At 26.6% G+C, this 16,442-nt stretch carries 15 protein-coding genes; 5 read left to right on the top strand and 10 right to left on the bottom strand.

All coding sequences use genetic code 11. The annotated features are described in order from the left end of the window. Positions 1 to 6: 6 nt before the first annotated feature. From phsA to DU473_RS04685, 5 genes are all read right to left on the bottom strand, one after another. A complete protein-coding gene (gene phsA / locus DU473_RS04665) occupies positions 7 to 2,256 on the bottom strand; it encodes a thiosulfate reductase PhsA (RefSeq protein ID WP_131186619.1) in 2,250 nt (749 codons plus the stop codon). 257 nt (positions 2,257 to 2,513) lie between these two features. Then, entirely contained in the window at positions 2,514 to 3,149 is a 636-nt protein-coding gene (locus DU473_RS04670; RefSeq protein ID WP_131165817.1) for a carbonic anhydrase family protein, read from the bottom strand. Positions 3,150 to 3,244: 95 nt separating this feature from the next. After that, a complete protein-coding gene (locus tag DU473_RS04675) occupies positions 3,245 to 3,847 on the bottom strand; it encodes an RsmD family RNA methyltransferase (protein WP_243830586.1) in 603 nt (200 codons plus the stop codon). Positions 3,848 to 3,854: 7 nt separating this feature from the next. Next, positions 3,855 to 4,238, bottom strand: coding sequence for an ornithine carbamoyltransferase (locus tag DU473_RS04680; RefSeq protein ID WP_131165819.1), 384 nt, complete (start codon positions 4,236 to 4,238; stop codon positions 3,855 to 3,857). After that, positions 4,235 to 5,305, bottom strand: coding sequence for a DUF5644 domain-containing protein (locus tag DU473_RS04685; protein WP_131186620.1), 1,071 nt, complete (start codon positions 5,303 to 5,305; stop codon positions 4,235 to 4,237). Before DU473_RS04685 ends, DU473_RS04680 begins: the two co-directional genes overlap by 4 nt. Before the next feature lie 92 nt (positions 5,306 to 5,397). Here DU473_RS04685 and DU473_RS04690 point away from each other — a divergent pair, with 92 nt between their 5' ends. Both DU473_RS04690 and truD read left to right on the top strand, forming a co-directional pair. Then, positions 5,398 to 6,219 (top strand): thiamine-phosphate kinase, encoded by an 822-nt coding sequence (locus DU473_RS04690; protein WP_131186634.1) that lies wholly within the window; start codon positions 5,398 to 5,400, stop codon positions 6,217 to 6,219. Next, the gene (gene truD, locus DU473_RS04695) at positions 6,188 to 7,309 is read left to right on the top strand and encodes a tRNA pseudouridine(13) synthase TruD (protein ID WP_131162908.1); all 1,122 of its coding nucleotides are present in this window, start codon (positions 6,188 to 6,190) and stop codon (positions 7,307 to 7,309) included. Before DU473_RS04690 ends, truD begins: the two co-directional genes overlap by 32 nt. On the opposite strand, the gene rfaE1 is transcribed toward truD, so the two are convergent. From rfaE1 to DU473_RS04710, 3 genes are read right to left on the bottom strand one after another with little or no spacing between them, the layout of a single operon-like run. Further along, entirely contained in the window at positions 7,287 to 8,678 is a 1,392-nt protein-coding gene (gene rfaE1, locus DU473_RS04700; protein WP_131162909.1) for a D-glycero-beta-D-manno-heptose-7-phosphate kinase, read from the bottom strand. The two genes, truD and rfaE1, sit on opposite strands and share 23 nt — an antisense overlap. Beyond that, positions 8,671 to 9,624, bottom strand: coding sequence for an ADP-glyceromanno-heptose 6-epimerase (gene rfaD, locus DU473_RS04705; RefSeq protein ID WP_131162910.1), 954 nt, complete (start codon positions 9,622 to 9,624; stop codon positions 8,671 to 8,673). The genes rfaE1 and rfaD overlap by 8 nt, the downstream gene beginning before the upstream one ends. A 10-nt stretch (positions 9,625 to 9,634) precedes the next feature. Continuing rightward, positions 9,635 to 10,159, bottom strand: a complete 525-nt coding sequence (locus DU473_RS04710) for a D-glycero-alpha-D-manno-heptose-1,7-bisphosphate 7-phosphatase (protein WP_316328900.1) — start codon at positions 10,157 to 10,159, stop codon at positions 9,635 to 9,637. Positions 10,160 to 10,266: 107 nt separating this feature from the next. Between DU473_RS04710 and DU473_RS04715 the strand changes: the two genes are divergently transcribed. Beyond that, entirely contained in the window at positions 10,267 to 10,569 is a 303-nt protein-coding gene (locus tag DU473_RS04715) for a c-type cytochrome (protein WP_131162912.1), read from the top strand. Positions 10,570 to 10,578: 9 nt separating this feature from the next. On the opposite strand, the gene ccoS is transcribed toward DU473_RS04715, so the two are convergent. Together ccoS and DU473_RS04725 are read right to left on the bottom strand one after the other, a co-directional pair. Next, positions 10,579 to 10,788 (bottom strand): cbb3-type cytochrome oxidase assembly protein CcoS, encoded by a 210-nt coding sequence (gene ccoS / locus DU473_RS04720; protein WP_131186621.1) that lies wholly within the window; start codon positions 10,786 to 10,788, stop codon positions 10,579 to 10,581. Positions 10,789 to 10,791: 3 nt separating this feature from the next. Further along, positions 10,792 to 13,140 carry a heavy metal translocating P-type ATPase gene (locus DU473_RS04725; RefSeq protein WP_131162914.1) on the bottom strand — a complete coding sequence of 783 codons (2,349 nt, stop codon included), beginning with the start codon at positions 13,138 to 13,140 and terminating at the stop codon, positions 10,792 to 10,794. Positions 13,141 to 13,252: 112 nt separating this feature from the next. On the opposite strand from DU473_RS04725, the gene rho reads away from it, so the two are divergent. Then, entirely contained in the window at positions 13,253 to 14,551 is a 1,299-nt protein-coding gene (gene rho, locus DU473_RS04730) for a transcription termination factor Rho (protein WP_131162915.1), read from the top strand. Between the two features lie 259 nt (positions 14,552 to 14,810). Continuing rightward, positions 14,811 to 16,352, top strand: coding sequence for a DNA polymerase III subunit gamma/tau (locus DU473_RS04735; RefSeq protein WP_131162916.1), 1,542 nt, complete (start codon positions 14,811 to 14,813; stop codon positions 16,350 to 16,352). The last annotated feature ends 90 nt before the right edge of the window (positions 16,353 to 16,442 follow it).

The raw sequence follows: 16,442 nt of genomic DNA on the forward strand, positions 1-16,442 counted from the left end.
AAGCCTTTAAACTTTTTCTATGCTAACACCTATAGTATGAACATTGTTACCACACACTGGCGAAATATCATTTTTTAAAAGATAACTAGCACTTATACCTTTTTTATTTATATGTCCAAAGCTAAAATAAGCAAAAATGGTATCTTCTCTAATACCTATAGTAGGCAAAACTTGTGCTATTACACTACCTACTTCATTTGTGATTTTTATACTATCTCCTTTTTTTAAATTTAAATCATTGGCAATTTTTTGATTAATCCATACAGCATTATTATCCATCAAAGCATTAAGCCAAGGCACATTAACTGTATGTCCATTAGTATGTACAGCTACTTTTCCTTGTATAAAATAAAACTCATTTTCTTCTTTTAATTTTATTTTATTGTATGTTAAAGCTCCCCTTGCACAAGCTTTTTCCAATACCTCATCAAAAAGTTCTATTTTGCCACTTAAAGTCTGACACGCAAGCAAATCTTTAAATTCGCCATCTTCGTCTAAAAATTGCTTAGAATTAGGATATTTTTCTATAAATTTTTCAATACTTTCTTTATCTCTTGCCAATAACTCAATCCCATATTCTAATACTCCTTTATTTTTAAGTTCATATATAAATTCAGGATATTTAAAAGCTTGTTTCATTCTAAAATCTTCTATGTCTTTATAAGGAAAAAATTTATTTAAATTCATATAAGTAGCCAACTCTTTAAAAATTTGATTAGAAGCCTTTGTATCACCTATAGGATCAAGTACTTTCTGACGAACACTATAGCTTGGATATTTGCCTGCATTTGCCAAAAATTGTTCATCTCTTTCAAGATAGCTTGACTCAGGCAAAATCACATCTGCATACATCGCACTATCGCTTAAATATATATCAATGCAAACAAATAATTCAAGTTTTTTAAGAGCTGCTATTACTTCTTTTGCGTTATTGGCCGTTATGACCGGATTTGATCTTGAAATAAAAAGTCCAGAAATCGGATAAGGATCTTGAGTTAAAATAGTATTAAAAACTTTAGTATAAATTCCTCTTTTTTCTCCAATTTTGCTAAATTCTCCATCCTTAATATCAACCCCATCTATCCTTAAATCTTTTGGTTTAATAATCTTTGGTAAGACATTTTCAAAGATAGGTGCTACATTTTCTTTTGCAAATTTATTATAAATTTTTGCATTTTTCAAAAAATAAATTCCACCTTTAGTTTCTATATTTCCAAGCAAAGTATTTGCAATGGCTATAGCTCTTCTAAATTCGATTTCTTCAGGAGTAAAAGTGCTTCTATGTCCATAATCTACAATACAATGCGGAGAAAAAGAAGCGCATTCTCGTGCAAGCTCTTTAATCTTTTTAGCATCTATATCACATTCTTTAGTCATAAGTTCTGGGGTGTAATCTTTTATACTTTCTTTAAGCTTCTCAAACCCTATGGTGTATTTTTGAATAAATTTTTTATCATAAAGCTCTTCATAAATTAAAATATGAATAAATGCCAACATAAAAGCTACATCACTTGCTGGTTTTATAGGTATCCACTCATTTGCCTTTGAAGAAAGCATAGAAAAACGAGGATCTAAAGAAACTAATTTACAACCTTTTTCTAAGGCTTTATTTATAGCTCTTATATAACTAATAACCATACCCTCATAAATATTATGTCCAAAACTTAGTATAAATTTAGCATTAGCATAATCTCTTTCTAAAGAACTTGTTCCAAAAACACTTTTTAAAGCCACAGAATAAGCACTAGGACAGGTGTTTCCGTGATCAAAAATATTAGGCGATCCATAAGCATAAGCAAATTGATTTATAAATATAGACTCAGGACCTGATTTTGAGGCAAAGGCAACACTTTTAGCTCCATATTTTGATTTAATTTCATTTAGTTTTAAAGCAATAAACTTATAAGCTTCTTCCCAGCTTATTTCTTTAAATTTTCCCTCACCTCTCTCTCCAATTCTTAATAAAGGTTTAACAAGACGCTTAGGATCTAAAAGCTGACTTACACCAGATCCACCCCTAGCGCAAATCTTTCCTTGAGTTGCTTTAGAATAAATATTTCCTTGTATAAAAAGTTTATTTTCTTTATCTACTCTTACATCAATAAAACATCTTGAACTACACATTTCACAAATACTTTTAGTAAATTTTCTAGGAAATTTTAATTCTTTATCAAAAGCTCCCAAAACTCCAGGCATATTTAATACAATAGGACTCAAACCCACACATTTCATAAAATTTCTTCTACAAGTATTCATGAAATATACTCCAAATTGTTTATAATTTATTTAATATTTATAAAAGTATATTAATAATATCTTAAATATATATTAATATTTTGTTTAATTATTAGATAAAATATCTTTGATTATTTGGCATCATTTAATTCAATCAATTTTATCCATCAAAAATACCTAGCTATAAAAAATATTAAGAATGATGAAGAGATTTATAAATGAAAGTTTTAAAAAGTATTTAATTCTATTTTTAAAAATTTTTAATTTATTTTCAAGGATTATTCCTTGAAGTATTTAATTATCCTATTATTTAAAGGTTGCAAGGATCTTGCATTGTTTTCTAATAATTTTTGAAATTTCAAAATTTGAGATTTTGATAATTCCAAAGGATGCTCCATAACTATCCATTCTATACCTTCTGCATAAGGCTTGGTTGTCAAAGAACCTTTAAAATTAAAATAGGATTTATTTTTAGGCAATAAATCTTTCAAATCTAAATTCAAATTTTTTTTAGAATTCTCCACATTAGTCAAAATTTGATTTAAAATTAAATTTTCCTTTCCTTCTTTAAACAAAACTCCTATTACTAAAATTTGATTTAAAGAATTTTTATGCACAAAATGAAGTTCCAAAGGATATCTAACGTTATTTATGGTATTTTCCGCAGGGATATGAAAATGAAATTCTTTTAAAGTAAATTCCAAACTATTAAAAATAATTTTATTAGAATCTAAGGTGTAAATTTTTAAAACATATTTAGTATTAATAATATTTTTAATCCCGCCACTATAAATAATACTCAAAGAATTATTTATTTTCTTACTTAAATTTTTATCAATATTGATAGGACTTTGATTAGAAGCATTTAACAAATTTAAACTCAAAAATATTAAAAAAATAATTATTTTAAACATATTAAACCTTTTTTAAATTTTTAAAATTATAAATATATTTATTAAAAATTAAATGAATTTCACCATATAAACTTAATTCCATTAATAAACAGAATTCAAATAGTATAAAAACTAAGGCTTGTAGATCCGAATTTTTTTACTTTTATTAAATTAAAAATACCTAAATTTTGTGGTGTTTTTACTAAAGAATAGTGTTCTATTATTATATAAACAATATGAGAAGTATTTAAATTTTTAATTAGCTCATAAACTCTTTCATAAATTTCATCAAAACCATCTCTGATATTAAAAGGAGGATCAAAATAAAGTATCAATTCTTTTTTATTTAAATCACAAACCAAATCTGGTAAAATTTTAAAACTATCTCCTTGTAAAGCTATTATTTCACTACTTATATTTTTAGCATTTTCTAAAGCTATATGATAAGCTTTATAATCAAGCTCTATGGCATAAGCTTTTAAAGCTTCATTACTTAAAGCTTCAGCGGCCATTAAAGCACTCCCGCCAAAAACTTCTATAAAGATCTTATCTCTTAAGATATCCCTTAAAACATTAAACACACAAGCTTTTACTATACTTTTTGTACTTCTTGTAGTACTTAAACTTGGTAAAAGAAGTTTTTTACCTTTAAATTTACCACTTTCAATACTAGTATAAAGCTTCTTAGAATTTTTTCTTTTGAAATCTCTTTCTTTCAAATAAGCCTTACTCGTCATTTAGAACTTGGATTAATTTATTTTTTAATTTTATAATAGATTTATCAATTTCTAATTGATAGCTTTTTTTAAATTCATTAGCTATTGTATCAATTTTAGCTTCTAAAATTCTTCTTTGTTCATCTGCGATTTTTTGTGCAGCAAGTTTTAATGCTTGATCGAATTCTTTTAAAGAAGCAAAAAGTTCTTCTTTACTAAAAGGAATGCTTAAAAAAGGGGAGTTTTCATTGATAATAAATAAAGGCTTAGAGCTTGGAATTTTTTCATCACAAATAATAAAATCACAATCTTTTTTCATAACCAAATAATCTTTTAAAAAAAGCTCTAAAGCTTTTTCTATGATAAGATCTCTGCATTCAAGAGAAATTTTCATATCAAAGTAACCTTTAAAGAATGGCTTTTTAGCGACTCTATTTTAACGCCTGCCATAAGAGCAAAAAATTCATAATGACTAATAATATAAAAATCATTAAATTCTCTACCGCTTGTTTGCATCAATTTTTTAGAACAAGAATCAAACATATAAAAATCACTTGGTGTATCAACAACTAAAAAATCACACCCAGCATCATAAGCTTTAAGTATAATATCAGCTGCTATCTTATAAGAAAGCTCTTCATCTAAATTTAAAAATTCAAAACCTGAAGTTTTTAGATTTTTAGAAAAAGAAATAAATTTTGCTTCAAGCTTAGTGCTAAATTTAATATCCTTGCGAATAAATAAACCGATATTAAAATCTTTAAAATTATATTTAATATCACTTGGCTCTTTAAATTCGCTACGAAAAGATTCTAAAATTATTTCCTTATTGTTCAAAAGGGTTTCATCAAAAAGTTTTGCTTTTAAAATTTCTTGCTTTAGAAAATCAATTGCTTGCTCTAAAGCTAAATTTTCAGTTTTTACATGATAAAAAATTCCCCTACTTTCATCTTTAATAATTTTTAAAAAACTCTCTTTTTTATCAGGATATTTTTTTATCATTTGCTCTACAAAATAAAAAAAAGAATCTCCAAGATAACTAGGTAAATATTTTAAAATCTTACTTGTATAGTATAAATAATCATATTTTTCATAAATTTTTCTATCCTCTTCGCTGACTAGATGTGAAATGAGTTTAAAGCGATCATAAAAATCATCTTTATTGATAATAAGATCTTTAACAGCTCTTTTAGTGCTTAATGGTTCTATTTTAAGTTCATAACCTTCATTTTGTAATATTTTATTTAACGGGGTATTTAATTTAAAAGGTTTATTATTAATCAATACAAAAGCATTCTCATTTTTTTCAAATTCAAAATATATATCATCATCACTAATCTGCAAAAGTAAATCATAAAAAGAAGCGAAATTTTCATAATTGTTATAAACATAAGGTTTATAATATGCTTCATAATCTTGTCTACTATCAAATCTAAAAATTCTAAGCTCTAAATCTTTCATTCTAGTTTCCTTTTTTTAAATTATATAAAAATTTCTTAAAATATCTATAAAACAAAGTGTTATTTAAAATGAATTTTTATAAAATAAATAACATGGATAAAGAACAATTTATCATCAACGCCTTTTTAAATTCTATAAATGGCGATGATGGTGCCATAGTCGATAACTGGTGCTTTAGTAAAGATTTGTTTTTTGAAAATGTTCATTTTAAAAGATCTTGGATGAGTTTAGAACAAATTGCAAGCAAAGCTTTGCTTATAAATATTTCTGATGCTATAGTGATGAATGCTAAACCAAAATACGCTCTTTTAGGACTTGCTTTACCAAAAAATTTAAGTAAAGCAGAAATCAAAGCTTTGCAAAAAGGATTTTTAAATACGGCTAAGAAATTTAATATAAAAATTATAGGCGGTGATACAATAAGCAATCATAAAATTGATATTAGTATTACTCTTATTTCTGAAATTTTCAAAAAACCTGTTTTTAGAAAAGGCTTAAAAATAGGAGATTTATTAGCTTTTAGCGGAAATTTAGGTCAAAGCTTAAAGGGCTTAGAACTTCTTCAACAAGGTAAAAAGCTAAGCCCTAATCATCGTTTCATCAAACCTAAAATAAGAAAAGATTTTTTTTACGAAATTGCTCAAAAACTTAGCTGTGCTATGGATATTTCAGATGGATTAAGCAAAGACTTATCACGCCTGCTTAAAATCAATAATCTAGGAATTTCTTGGTATAAAAATCTTAATTCTTATGAGTTATATAGCGGGGAAGAATATGAAATTTTATTTGCTTTTAATCCAAAATACGAAAATTTTATAAAACAATGTGCTAAAAAACACAAAGTTAAGCTTAATATTTTTGGTCAAGCTGTGAAAGGAAAATATGAATTTGTTGGAAAAGAACACCACTTTTAAGCGTCTTTATAGCTTAAAACATAGTCCGATTAATGTTTATTTTAGTAAAAATAGTGATGATTTTGTTGTAAGAGAAAAAGCTCTTTATGAATTTTCCAATCAAGGCGAACATTTAATTATGCATATTTGCAAAAAAGATTTGAGCACAAATGAAGCTTTGCAAATTTTAAGCGAAACAAGTGGGATTAAAATAAGGGATTTTGGTTATGCAGGTCTTAAAGATAAACAAGGTTTTACTTTTCAATATATTTCTGTGCTTAAGAAATTCAAAGATCGCTTTCATAATTTTTCTCATCCAAAATTAAAAATTTTAGAATATTTCACTCATCATAATAAATTAAAGATAGGCCATTTAAAAGGTAATTCTTTTTTTATACGTTTAAAAAAAGTCTCTCCCAGTGATGCTTTAAAACTCAAAGAAGCTTTTAATACCTTAAACTCTCAAGGTTTTGCAAATTATTTTGGCTATCAACGCTTTGGAAAATTTGGAGATAATTATCTAGAAGGAATTGAAATTTTAAAAGGCAAAAAAATAAAAAATCCAAAACTTAAAAATTTTCTAATCTCAGCTCTTCAAAGCGAATTTTTTAATCGTTACCTTAGCAAAAGAATAGAAATTTCTCACTTTATTAAAGATTTTAATATTAAAGAATTAACACAACTTTACCCCTTGTGTAAAGAAGAACTACAAATTCTCAAAAAACAAAAAAACTTTTTTAAAATTTTAAAAGGAGATGTGCTAGGACATTATCCTTATGGAAAATGTTTTATTTGTGAAGATTTAAATAAAGAGCAAGAAAGATTTTTTAAAAGAGATATTTCTGCTTTAGGGTTATTGGTAGGTAAAAAAGCTTTTGAAAGCTTAAATTTTGTTAAAGAACTAGAAAGTGAAGCTTTTAAAGAACTTTTAGAATTTAAAGAACAAATGCAAGGAACTAGACGCTTTATGTGGAGTTACATGGAAAATGCAAAATTTCATTACAACGAAGAAAAAGCTCATGTTGTTTTAGAGTTTTTTCTTCAAAAAGGATCTTATGCCACCACTATCCTAGAAGAACTTTTGCATACTAATTTAAAGCTTGATTGTTAATTTTATATATAATATTACTTGTGCTAAAACCTTCTTCAAAATCTATCAATTCAACTTTTGAAACCAGTTTTTCTCCTACAACTTCTTTATTTTGATAATCTGCTCCTTTAACCAAAACATCAGGCTTTAAAAATGATATCAATTCTAAAGGAGTATCCTCATCAAAAATCACAACAAAATCTACAAAGTAAAAAGCTGCCAACATACAAGCTCTATGAAATTCTGAATTTATAGGACGATTTTTACCTTTAAGTCTTTTTACACTTGCATCAGAATTTAATCCAACAATTAAAATATCACCTAATTTTTTAGCTTTTTCTAGATACTTTATATGACCAAAATGCACTATATCAAAACAACCATTAGTAAAAACTATCTTTTTATTCTCCGTTTTAAGTATCTTTAAAAGCTCTTCTTTGTTTTTAATTTTATTTTCAAAATTATTTTTATTAAAATTTCTAATTTCATCTAAACTAACACTTACGCTTCCTATTTTTCCTACAACCACAGCTGCAGCTTTATTAGCTAATTCACAAGCCTCTAAAATAGGTATATTGCAAGCCAAAGAAAAAGCTAAAGTTGCAATTACGCTATCCCCTGCTCCTGTTACATCATAAACTTCTAATGCCTTAGCAGGAATAATATGTAATTTTTCATCAAAAAGTGCTATACCATCCTCAGAAAGAGTGATAATAGAGTATTTTAAATCAAAATCCTTTTTAAGCTTTTCGATACCATATTGGAGATTTTCTCCTTCTAAATTATTTATTTTTAAAGCTTTCAAAGCTTCTTGCTTATTTGGGGTTAATAAAGTAGCACCCTTATACTTACTAAAATCATCTCCTTTAGGATCCACTAAAACAGGTATATTAAATTCATTTGCACTTTGAATAATATTTTGACAAATTTTTGGAGTTAAAACTCCTTTTGCATAATCACTTAGCAAAATAGCATTGAAATTCCTAAAAATTTTTTTAAATTCTGTGATTAATTCTTGCTCAAGTTTAATATCTTCATCATCTTCATCATCTAATCTTAAAACTTGCTGATTATGGGCAATAATACGACTTTTAAGCGATGTTTTACGCCCTTTTTGTATCAAAAAATAAGAATTCAGTTTTTCTTTTAAAAAATTTCCATTTTCATCATCGCCAACAACACCAAGTGCAAAAACATCTGCTCCTAGAGCTTTTAAATTCGCATAAACATTAGCACCGCCCCCTAAACGTTTTTCTTGTTTTTTAGACTTCATTATCATAACAGGCGCTTCAGGACTAATACGCGAACTATCGCACCAAACATAACAATCTACCATAAAATCACCTATAACAAGAATCTTTGGCTTTTGTTTTGCTAAAAAATCAAACATTTACTTCCTTTTCAAAAAGTCTTAAAATTTCTGGCAAATAATCTTTTATACCTTCTTCAAGGCTATACTTTGGCTTATAAGCAAAACTTTCATCTAATTTTGCTTGTGTATGAAATTGATAAAATTTTTCATAAGGATTTTTAATATACTCACAAGATAAATTTGTATTTAACTCTTTTTGTAAAATATCTACAATATCTTGAAAAGTTCTTGCTTTTCCGCTACCCACGTTATAGACTCCATTTTTTGCCTCTATAGCTTTAATATTAGCCTCTAGACAATCTTTTATATAAACAAAGTCTCTATAAATTCTATCACTTCCTCTAAATAAACGAGGATTTTTACCCGCTAAAATTTGATGAGCAAATTGCACAATCATAGAAGAGGTTTTACCTTTGTAAAATTCACCCTTTCCATAAACATTAAAATACCTAAGACCTACTAAATGAGCTTTATCATAATATTTTTGAGCCAAAACATCCATCATAAGTTTTGAAAAAGCATAAGGATTTTTAGGATTTTCATTAATCCCTACAATTTGAGGACTAGGAGCATCACCATAAACAGAAGCAGAACTTGCATAGATAAGTTTTGCATTAAGATCAATACTAAGTTTTATAAATTCTTTAAAAGTATTTAAATTAGTGGTTAATATTTTATTTTGATCATAAATTGTAGTATCTGAAATAGCTGCTTTATGAAAAATAATTTCTGGTTTAAAATCTTTTATTATTTTTAAAGTTTTTTCTTCATTTATATCTGCAACATAAAGTTCGCCTTTAAAACCGAGTAAATTTTTAAAATGACCTAAACACTCTAAATTTCCATTTTCAAAAACAGCGCCACTTCTCATTTTATCTACAACTAAAACTTCATGATTTTCCTGTAAAAAAAGAGCTAATGCTGAACCAATAAATCCTGCTCCACCTGTAATAAGTATTCTCATTTAATTATCCTTAAAAATTTTGTTTTAAAAAAATTAAAAGTTCTTTTAAAGAAAAAAAGCTTTTAAAATAATCTTGTTTTTGCAAGTCTTTATTTACAAGAAATAAATTTTTAACTCCTGCATTTTTGCCTGCTTGCATATCGCTAAGGTTATCTCCTATAAAGATAGAATTTTTTATATCTATATCAAATTCATTTTTAGCCTTTAAAATCATACCTGGTTTTGGCTTCCTGCATTCACAGTTTTCTAAGTGTGGACAATAATAAATTTTTGAAATTGTTATATCTTTTTTAGTAAATTCATTTAAGACAAAATTACAAAGTTTTAAAAAATCTTCTTCGCTATAATAACCCCTTGCAATACCTGATTGATTAGTTATTATAAAAACCAAATAATCTTTTAATATAAAATATTTACAAAGATCAAAAATTTCATTATAAAATTCAAAATCTTCTATTTTGTAAACATATTTTTTATCTATATTAATAACACCATCTCTATCTAAAAACAACGCTTTTCTTTTCATAAAAAACATTATAATATAGCTTTTTTGAAATAAACATTTATTTTCTAAAATCTTTAAGAAATTTATTAAAAATTAAAGATATAATATTTATCGTCTAAAATCAACAAGGAGTTAAAATGAAAAAATTGTTAGCAATTTCTGCTTTAGTATGTCTTGGAGTTTCTGCTTATGCAGCTGATGGTGCTACACTTTTTAAAAAATGTGCTGTTTGCCATGGAGCAAAAGCTGATAAAGTTTATTTAGGAAAAGTTCCAGCTCTTGCATCTTTAAGCTATGAAGAGAGAGCACAAGCTTTAAAAGAATATCAAGCAGGAACAAGAAATAAATTTGGTCAAGGTGCTATTATGAAACTTCAATTAAAAGGCTTGAGTGAAGCCGATCTTGAAGCTATTGATAAATATATTGAGACTTTAAAATAATCCAAAATTTTAAGAAAGCTTTTTTTGCTTTCTTAAAGCCTCTTCTTTTCTTTTTTCCAAATTTAACATATCATTTAAAGACTCTTCATCATCATCTAGGGTAATAAATTTATACTCATCATCAAATTGCTTATTTTTTACCGCCCACAAAAAAGCACCAAGAACTATAAAAAAAGTCAATAAAGAAACCCCTATCATCATTATTATTACATTACTCATGATTTATTTAATCCTTAAAGCATTTAATACAACTATTATACTGCTAAAAGACATGGAAAGTGCTGCAATTAATGGATTAATAAGCCCTAAAAAAGCCAAAGGAATGCTCAAAGCATTATAAAATAAAGAAAAGAATAAATTTTGTTTTATAATTTTATAAGTATTTTTAGAAAGCTTTAGAACTTTTATCAAAGAAAATAAATCATTTTTTAACAAAAGAACATCACTGCTTTGAATTGCTAAATCACTTCCTTGTTTTAAAGTGATTGAAACACTGGCATACTTTAATGCCAAAGCATCATTAATACCATCTCCAATAAACAAAACTCTATATCTTTTATTTAAATTTTCAATGATTTTCATTTTATCTTCTGGCAAACAAGAAGCTTTATAATCAGTAATCTTAAGCTCTTTAGCAATTTTTTTTACTGCATAATGGTTATCTCCGCTTAATATCATCGTTTTAATCTTATGATTATACAAATAAGCTATAAGCTCTTTAGCTCCTTCTCTTAAAATATTTTCAAATTCAAAAAATGCAAGTATTTTTTTATTTTTAGCAAAAATAAAATGAGTGTTTTTAAAATCTTGAACCTCAATACCATTTTCTCTTAAAAAATAATAATTTCCTCCTAAAAATAAATCATTATCTAAATTTGCCTTTAAACCTTTTGCTTGGATATTAATAAGTTCTTTAAAATCTAAATTTTTATAAATTATGCCCTGATCTTCAAAAAATTTAGCAATACTTTTTGATACAGGATGATTGGAAAGTTTTATAAAACTATACAATTCTTCTTTATCTATTTTATCATCTAAATAAAAATTGCTAATTTTTAACTCATTATTTGTTAGAGTTCCTGTTTTATCAAAAACAACCATATTAATTTTACTAAGATCTTCAATGGTGCTAGAATGCTTAAAAATAATATGCTCTTTTAAAGATTTTCCTAAAGCAACAAGCGTACTAACAGGAGTTGCTAAAGCTAAAGCACAAGGACAAGCTATAATTAAAACTGATATTGCATTTATAAGACTTAATTCTACATTGGAATTCTTAAAGAAAAACCAAAAACAAAAACAAGTAAAAGAAGAAAATAAAATAATAGGTGAAAAATATCCAGAAATTTTAGATACCAAACTTTCGAGTTTAGCTTTTTTTGTACTGGCAAGCTCTAAAAGTTTTATAATAATTGAAAGTTTAGAGTCTTTATAAAGCTTAGTTGCTCTATATTCTATACTACCATCAAGCACTATACAAGCAGAATTTAGCTCATCATTTTCTCTTATTAATAAAGGGGTATTTTCACCATTTAAAGAAGAGGTATCAAGACTTGCTTCTCCTTTAATACAAACACCATCAATTAGAATTTTATCGCCACTTCTAAGTAAAATAATATCATCAATCTTCACTTCATTGGCTAATTTTGGCTTAAATTCTTTACCATTAAAAACCAAAACTTCATTTTTTAAAAATGCATTTAAACCGTCTATAGTATCTAAAGCTATTTTTTTGCTAAATACTTGAAGATATTTGCCAATAAAAACAAAACAAACAATCATAGCAACAGAATCAAAATAAACTTCGCCTACTCTAGAAAACATAGCCCATAACGAATACAAAAAAGCCAAAGTTGCACCGCTAATTACTAAAGTATCCATATTAACTTTTTTATTTTTAATTGCCCTAAAAGCATTTTGATAAAAGCTCGAACCTGTATAAAAAAGAACAGGAAAACAAAGAATAAACTCAGCAAAATTTAAAATATCCTTTATATCTTTATCCATTCCTGTAAAAAATCCTGCATATTTTGCTATAGCTATCCACATAATATTCATAACACAAGCAATAGCTACAATGAGTTTAGAATAAAACCCTCTTTTTAATAAATTTGCTTTTTGTTCTGTTTTAGCAGGATCATAAGCGCTTGCTTTATATCCTATGCTTTCTATTAAATTTAAAATATCTTTTAAAGTAATACTATCTTCATCAAAAACAATTCTAGCTTTATGAGTAAAATGATTAATATCAAGTTCTAAAATTCCTTGTTGCTTGATTAAAATTTTTTCATTAAGCCAAATACAAGCAGCACATTCAATTCCATGCAACATCAGATAAATCTCACTAAATCCTTCTTTGGTTTTATTAATAAACTCATCATAATTTTTAAAGCTATTTTGATTTGCAATAGGATTTAAAGTTTTATCTCCTAATTTTTTATAAAATTCATCCAAGCCATTCTCATGTAAAATTTCATAAACACTTTGACAACCCTTGCAGCAAAAAAAGATATCATTTTTTTTTATCATTTGATTTTCTTTAAAATTTAATCTACAATGTGCACATTTCATAGCTCTTCTTTCATAAATTTAATTTCATTATTATAAGCAAATTTGACAAAAAGTATATTTTTTTATTAAAATCATACTTTACAAAAATTCTTCTTAAAATCTACGAGGGCTTATGGAAAAAGAAAAAAAACAGCATCAAAGAACACATATTCCTGTGGAAGGTTATAAAATTGAAGATCTAAAACTACTTGATCTTGAAAGTCTAGTTAAAATTGCTAATGAATGTGAAATAGAAAATCCGCGTGAATTTCGTCGCCAAGAACTTATGTTTGAAATTTTGAAAGCACAAACCAAAAAAGGTGGTTTTATCCTTTTTACTGGTATTTTAGAAATATCTTCTGAGGGTTATGGATTTTTACGTGGAATGGATGGAGATTTAAGCGATAGCGTCAACGATGCTTATGTCTCAAATTCGCAAATTCGCAAATTCGCTCTTCGTGTTGGAGATATAGTTACAGGACAGGTAAGAGAGCCAAAAGATCAAGAAAAATATTATGCTTTATTAAAAATTGAAGCTATAAATTATATGCCTTTACAAGAAGCCAAAGAAAGACCTCTTTTTGATAATCTCACTCCTATTTTTCCAACAGAAAAAATAAAACTAGAATACGATAGTATGAAATTAACAGGGCGTGTTTTAGATCTTTTTACCCCTATAGGAAAAGGACAACGTGGGCTGATAGTAGCACCTCCTAGAACAGGTAAAACAGAGCTTATGAAAGAATTAGCAGCGGCTATTGCTAAAAATCATCCTGATATGCATTTAATTGTTTTACTAGTTGATGAAAGACCTGAAGAAGTAACTGATATGCAAAGATGTGTAAAAGGAGAAGTTTTTAGTTCTACTTTTGATTTACCTGCTTATAATCATGTGCGTGTAGCAGAACTTGTTATAGAAAAAGCTAAAAGAATGGTTGAAATGGGTAAAGATGTGATTATTTTACTTGATAGCATCACAAGACTTGCAAGAGCTTATAATACTGCTACTCCTAGTTCGGGAAAAGTTTTAAGTGGAGGGGTTGATGCTAATGCCCTACACAAACCAAAACGTTTTTTTGGAGCAGCTAGAAATATAGAAAAAGGGGGATCTTTAACTATAGTAGCTACTGCTTTAATTGATACAGGCTCAAGAATGGATGATGTAATTTTTGAAGAATTTAAAGGAACTGGAAATAGCGAAATTGTATTAGATAGAAATATCTCAGATAGAAGAATTTATCCAGCAATTAATATTATAAAATCAGGAACAAGAAAAGAAGAGTTATTACAAAATCCAAGTGATTTGCAAAAAATTTGGGCAATTCGTTCTGCTATTTCGCAAATGGATGATGTTGAAGCTCTTAAATTTTTGTATTCTAAAATGTTAAAAACTAAAAATAATATAGAGCTTTTATCTATAATGAATGAATAATTAAAAGAAAAATAAATTATGAAAAAATATATTTTTTTAATATTTATTACAATACTAAATAGTCTTTTATTGCATTATCTTGCCTTTTTATCTGGCATTAGAATAAATTCTCAAAAATCAATAAAAAAGTATAATTATAATTTTTTATCCTCAAATAAAATACAAAATTTTATTAAAAATAGCTTAAAAAGTCTTACTATAAATCCAATAATAAACCGCACAATTTCAAAAAAGGTTTTATAAAAAGAGAGAAAAAACAATGCTTCAAGCTTTAGCTATTAAATATCGACCAAAAACTTTTGATGAACTTGTGGGACAAAAAACTGTCAGCACAAGCTTAAAATACGCACTTGATAATCAAAGACTTGCTCATGCTTACCTTTTTTCTGGACTTCGAGGAAGTGGAAAAACTTCAAGTGCAAGAATTTTTTCACGCGCCTTAGTGTGCGATCAAGGGCCAAATTCTAAACCTTGTGGAACCTGCAAACAATGTTTAGCTGCGCTTGAAGGAAAGCATATAGATATCATAGAAATGGATGCAGCAAGCAATCGTGGGCTAGAAGATATTCAAGCTTTGATTGAGCAAACTAAATATACCCCATCAATGGCAAGATTTAAAATTTTTATCATTGATGAAGTTCATATGCTTACTCCTCAAGCTGCAAATGCACTATTAAAGACTTTAGAAGAACCTCCAAATTATATAAAATTTATTTTAGCGACAACCGATCCTTTAAAACTACCTGCAACCGTTCTTTCAAGAACACAGCATTTTCGTTTTAAGCAAATTTCTCAAAATGATATTTTTAATCATCTTAAAGAAATTCTTATCAAGGAAAATGTAAATTATGAAGAAGAGGCTTTAAAATTCATAGCAAGAAGCGGTAATGGATCTTTAAGAGATACCTTAACTTTACTTGATCAAGCTATTATTTTTTGTGAAAATAATATCAGCGTTGCCAAAATTACTGATATGTTAGGTCTTTTGGATCCTCTAAAAATAAAAGAATTTTATAATAGCATTTTAAAAAAAGATGAAGAAAGAGTTTTTGAATTTTTAAAAGAGTTTCAAGATTATGAAGCCTCAAATGTTATTGATGAAATGCTTTTTTATCTTAAAGAAAGTTTTTTTTCGAAAAGTACCGAATTTTCTACTTTGATTTATGAAAGATTTTTTAGGATACTCTCGCGTGCTAAAAGTATAACTAGTGATGATGATGGATTTACCCTTTGTGTTATGGCTTTTATGATGATGGAGGCAAGTTATTTAAAAGAAATTGATGAAAAAATCAATGAATTTAAAATTGATGATAAAAAAGAGGAAAATAATTATTTTAAAAATTCTATACAAGAAAATAAAATCTCAATAAAGCAAGATAATAATGACACAAAAAATCCTTATGAAATATTAATTGATCTTATTTATTATAGAGATTATGAACTTGGTGAATGCTTTAAAAAAAATACTAAATTTATAAATTATGAAAATGAAATTTTAACTATCACTTCAAATGCACAAGGAGGGGATAGAGATAAGCTTAATAAGGGTTTTAAACTTATACAAGAACTTTTTAAAAGCAAATTTGGAATTAATGCTAAGATTTCTGTACAAAAAGAAATTTTCATAGATGAAAGCAAACTTCAATCCATTACTCAAGATTTATCAAATTCTCAAAATAAAAAAATAGACATTAATTCACAATTTGATGAATTTAAAAAAGATGCTAAAAAATTTGATCCTTTAGAAGATGCTAAAAATGCTTTAAAAGATTGTTTTGGCGAACCTAAAATAGAAAACTAATTTCTTGAAACTATTGCTAAGAAACTAAAATTTTATAACTTGTTTATTTATTAAAATATCATTTTCTTCTGTAAAAAAATAAAATTTGAA

Origin of the sequence: Campylobacter novaezeelandiae, from assembly GCF_004323845.1 — a bacterium.
Classification (GTDB): domain Bacteria; phylum Campylobacterota; class Campylobacteria; order Campylobacterales; family Campylobacteraceae; genus Campylobacter_D; species Campylobacter_D novaezeelandiae.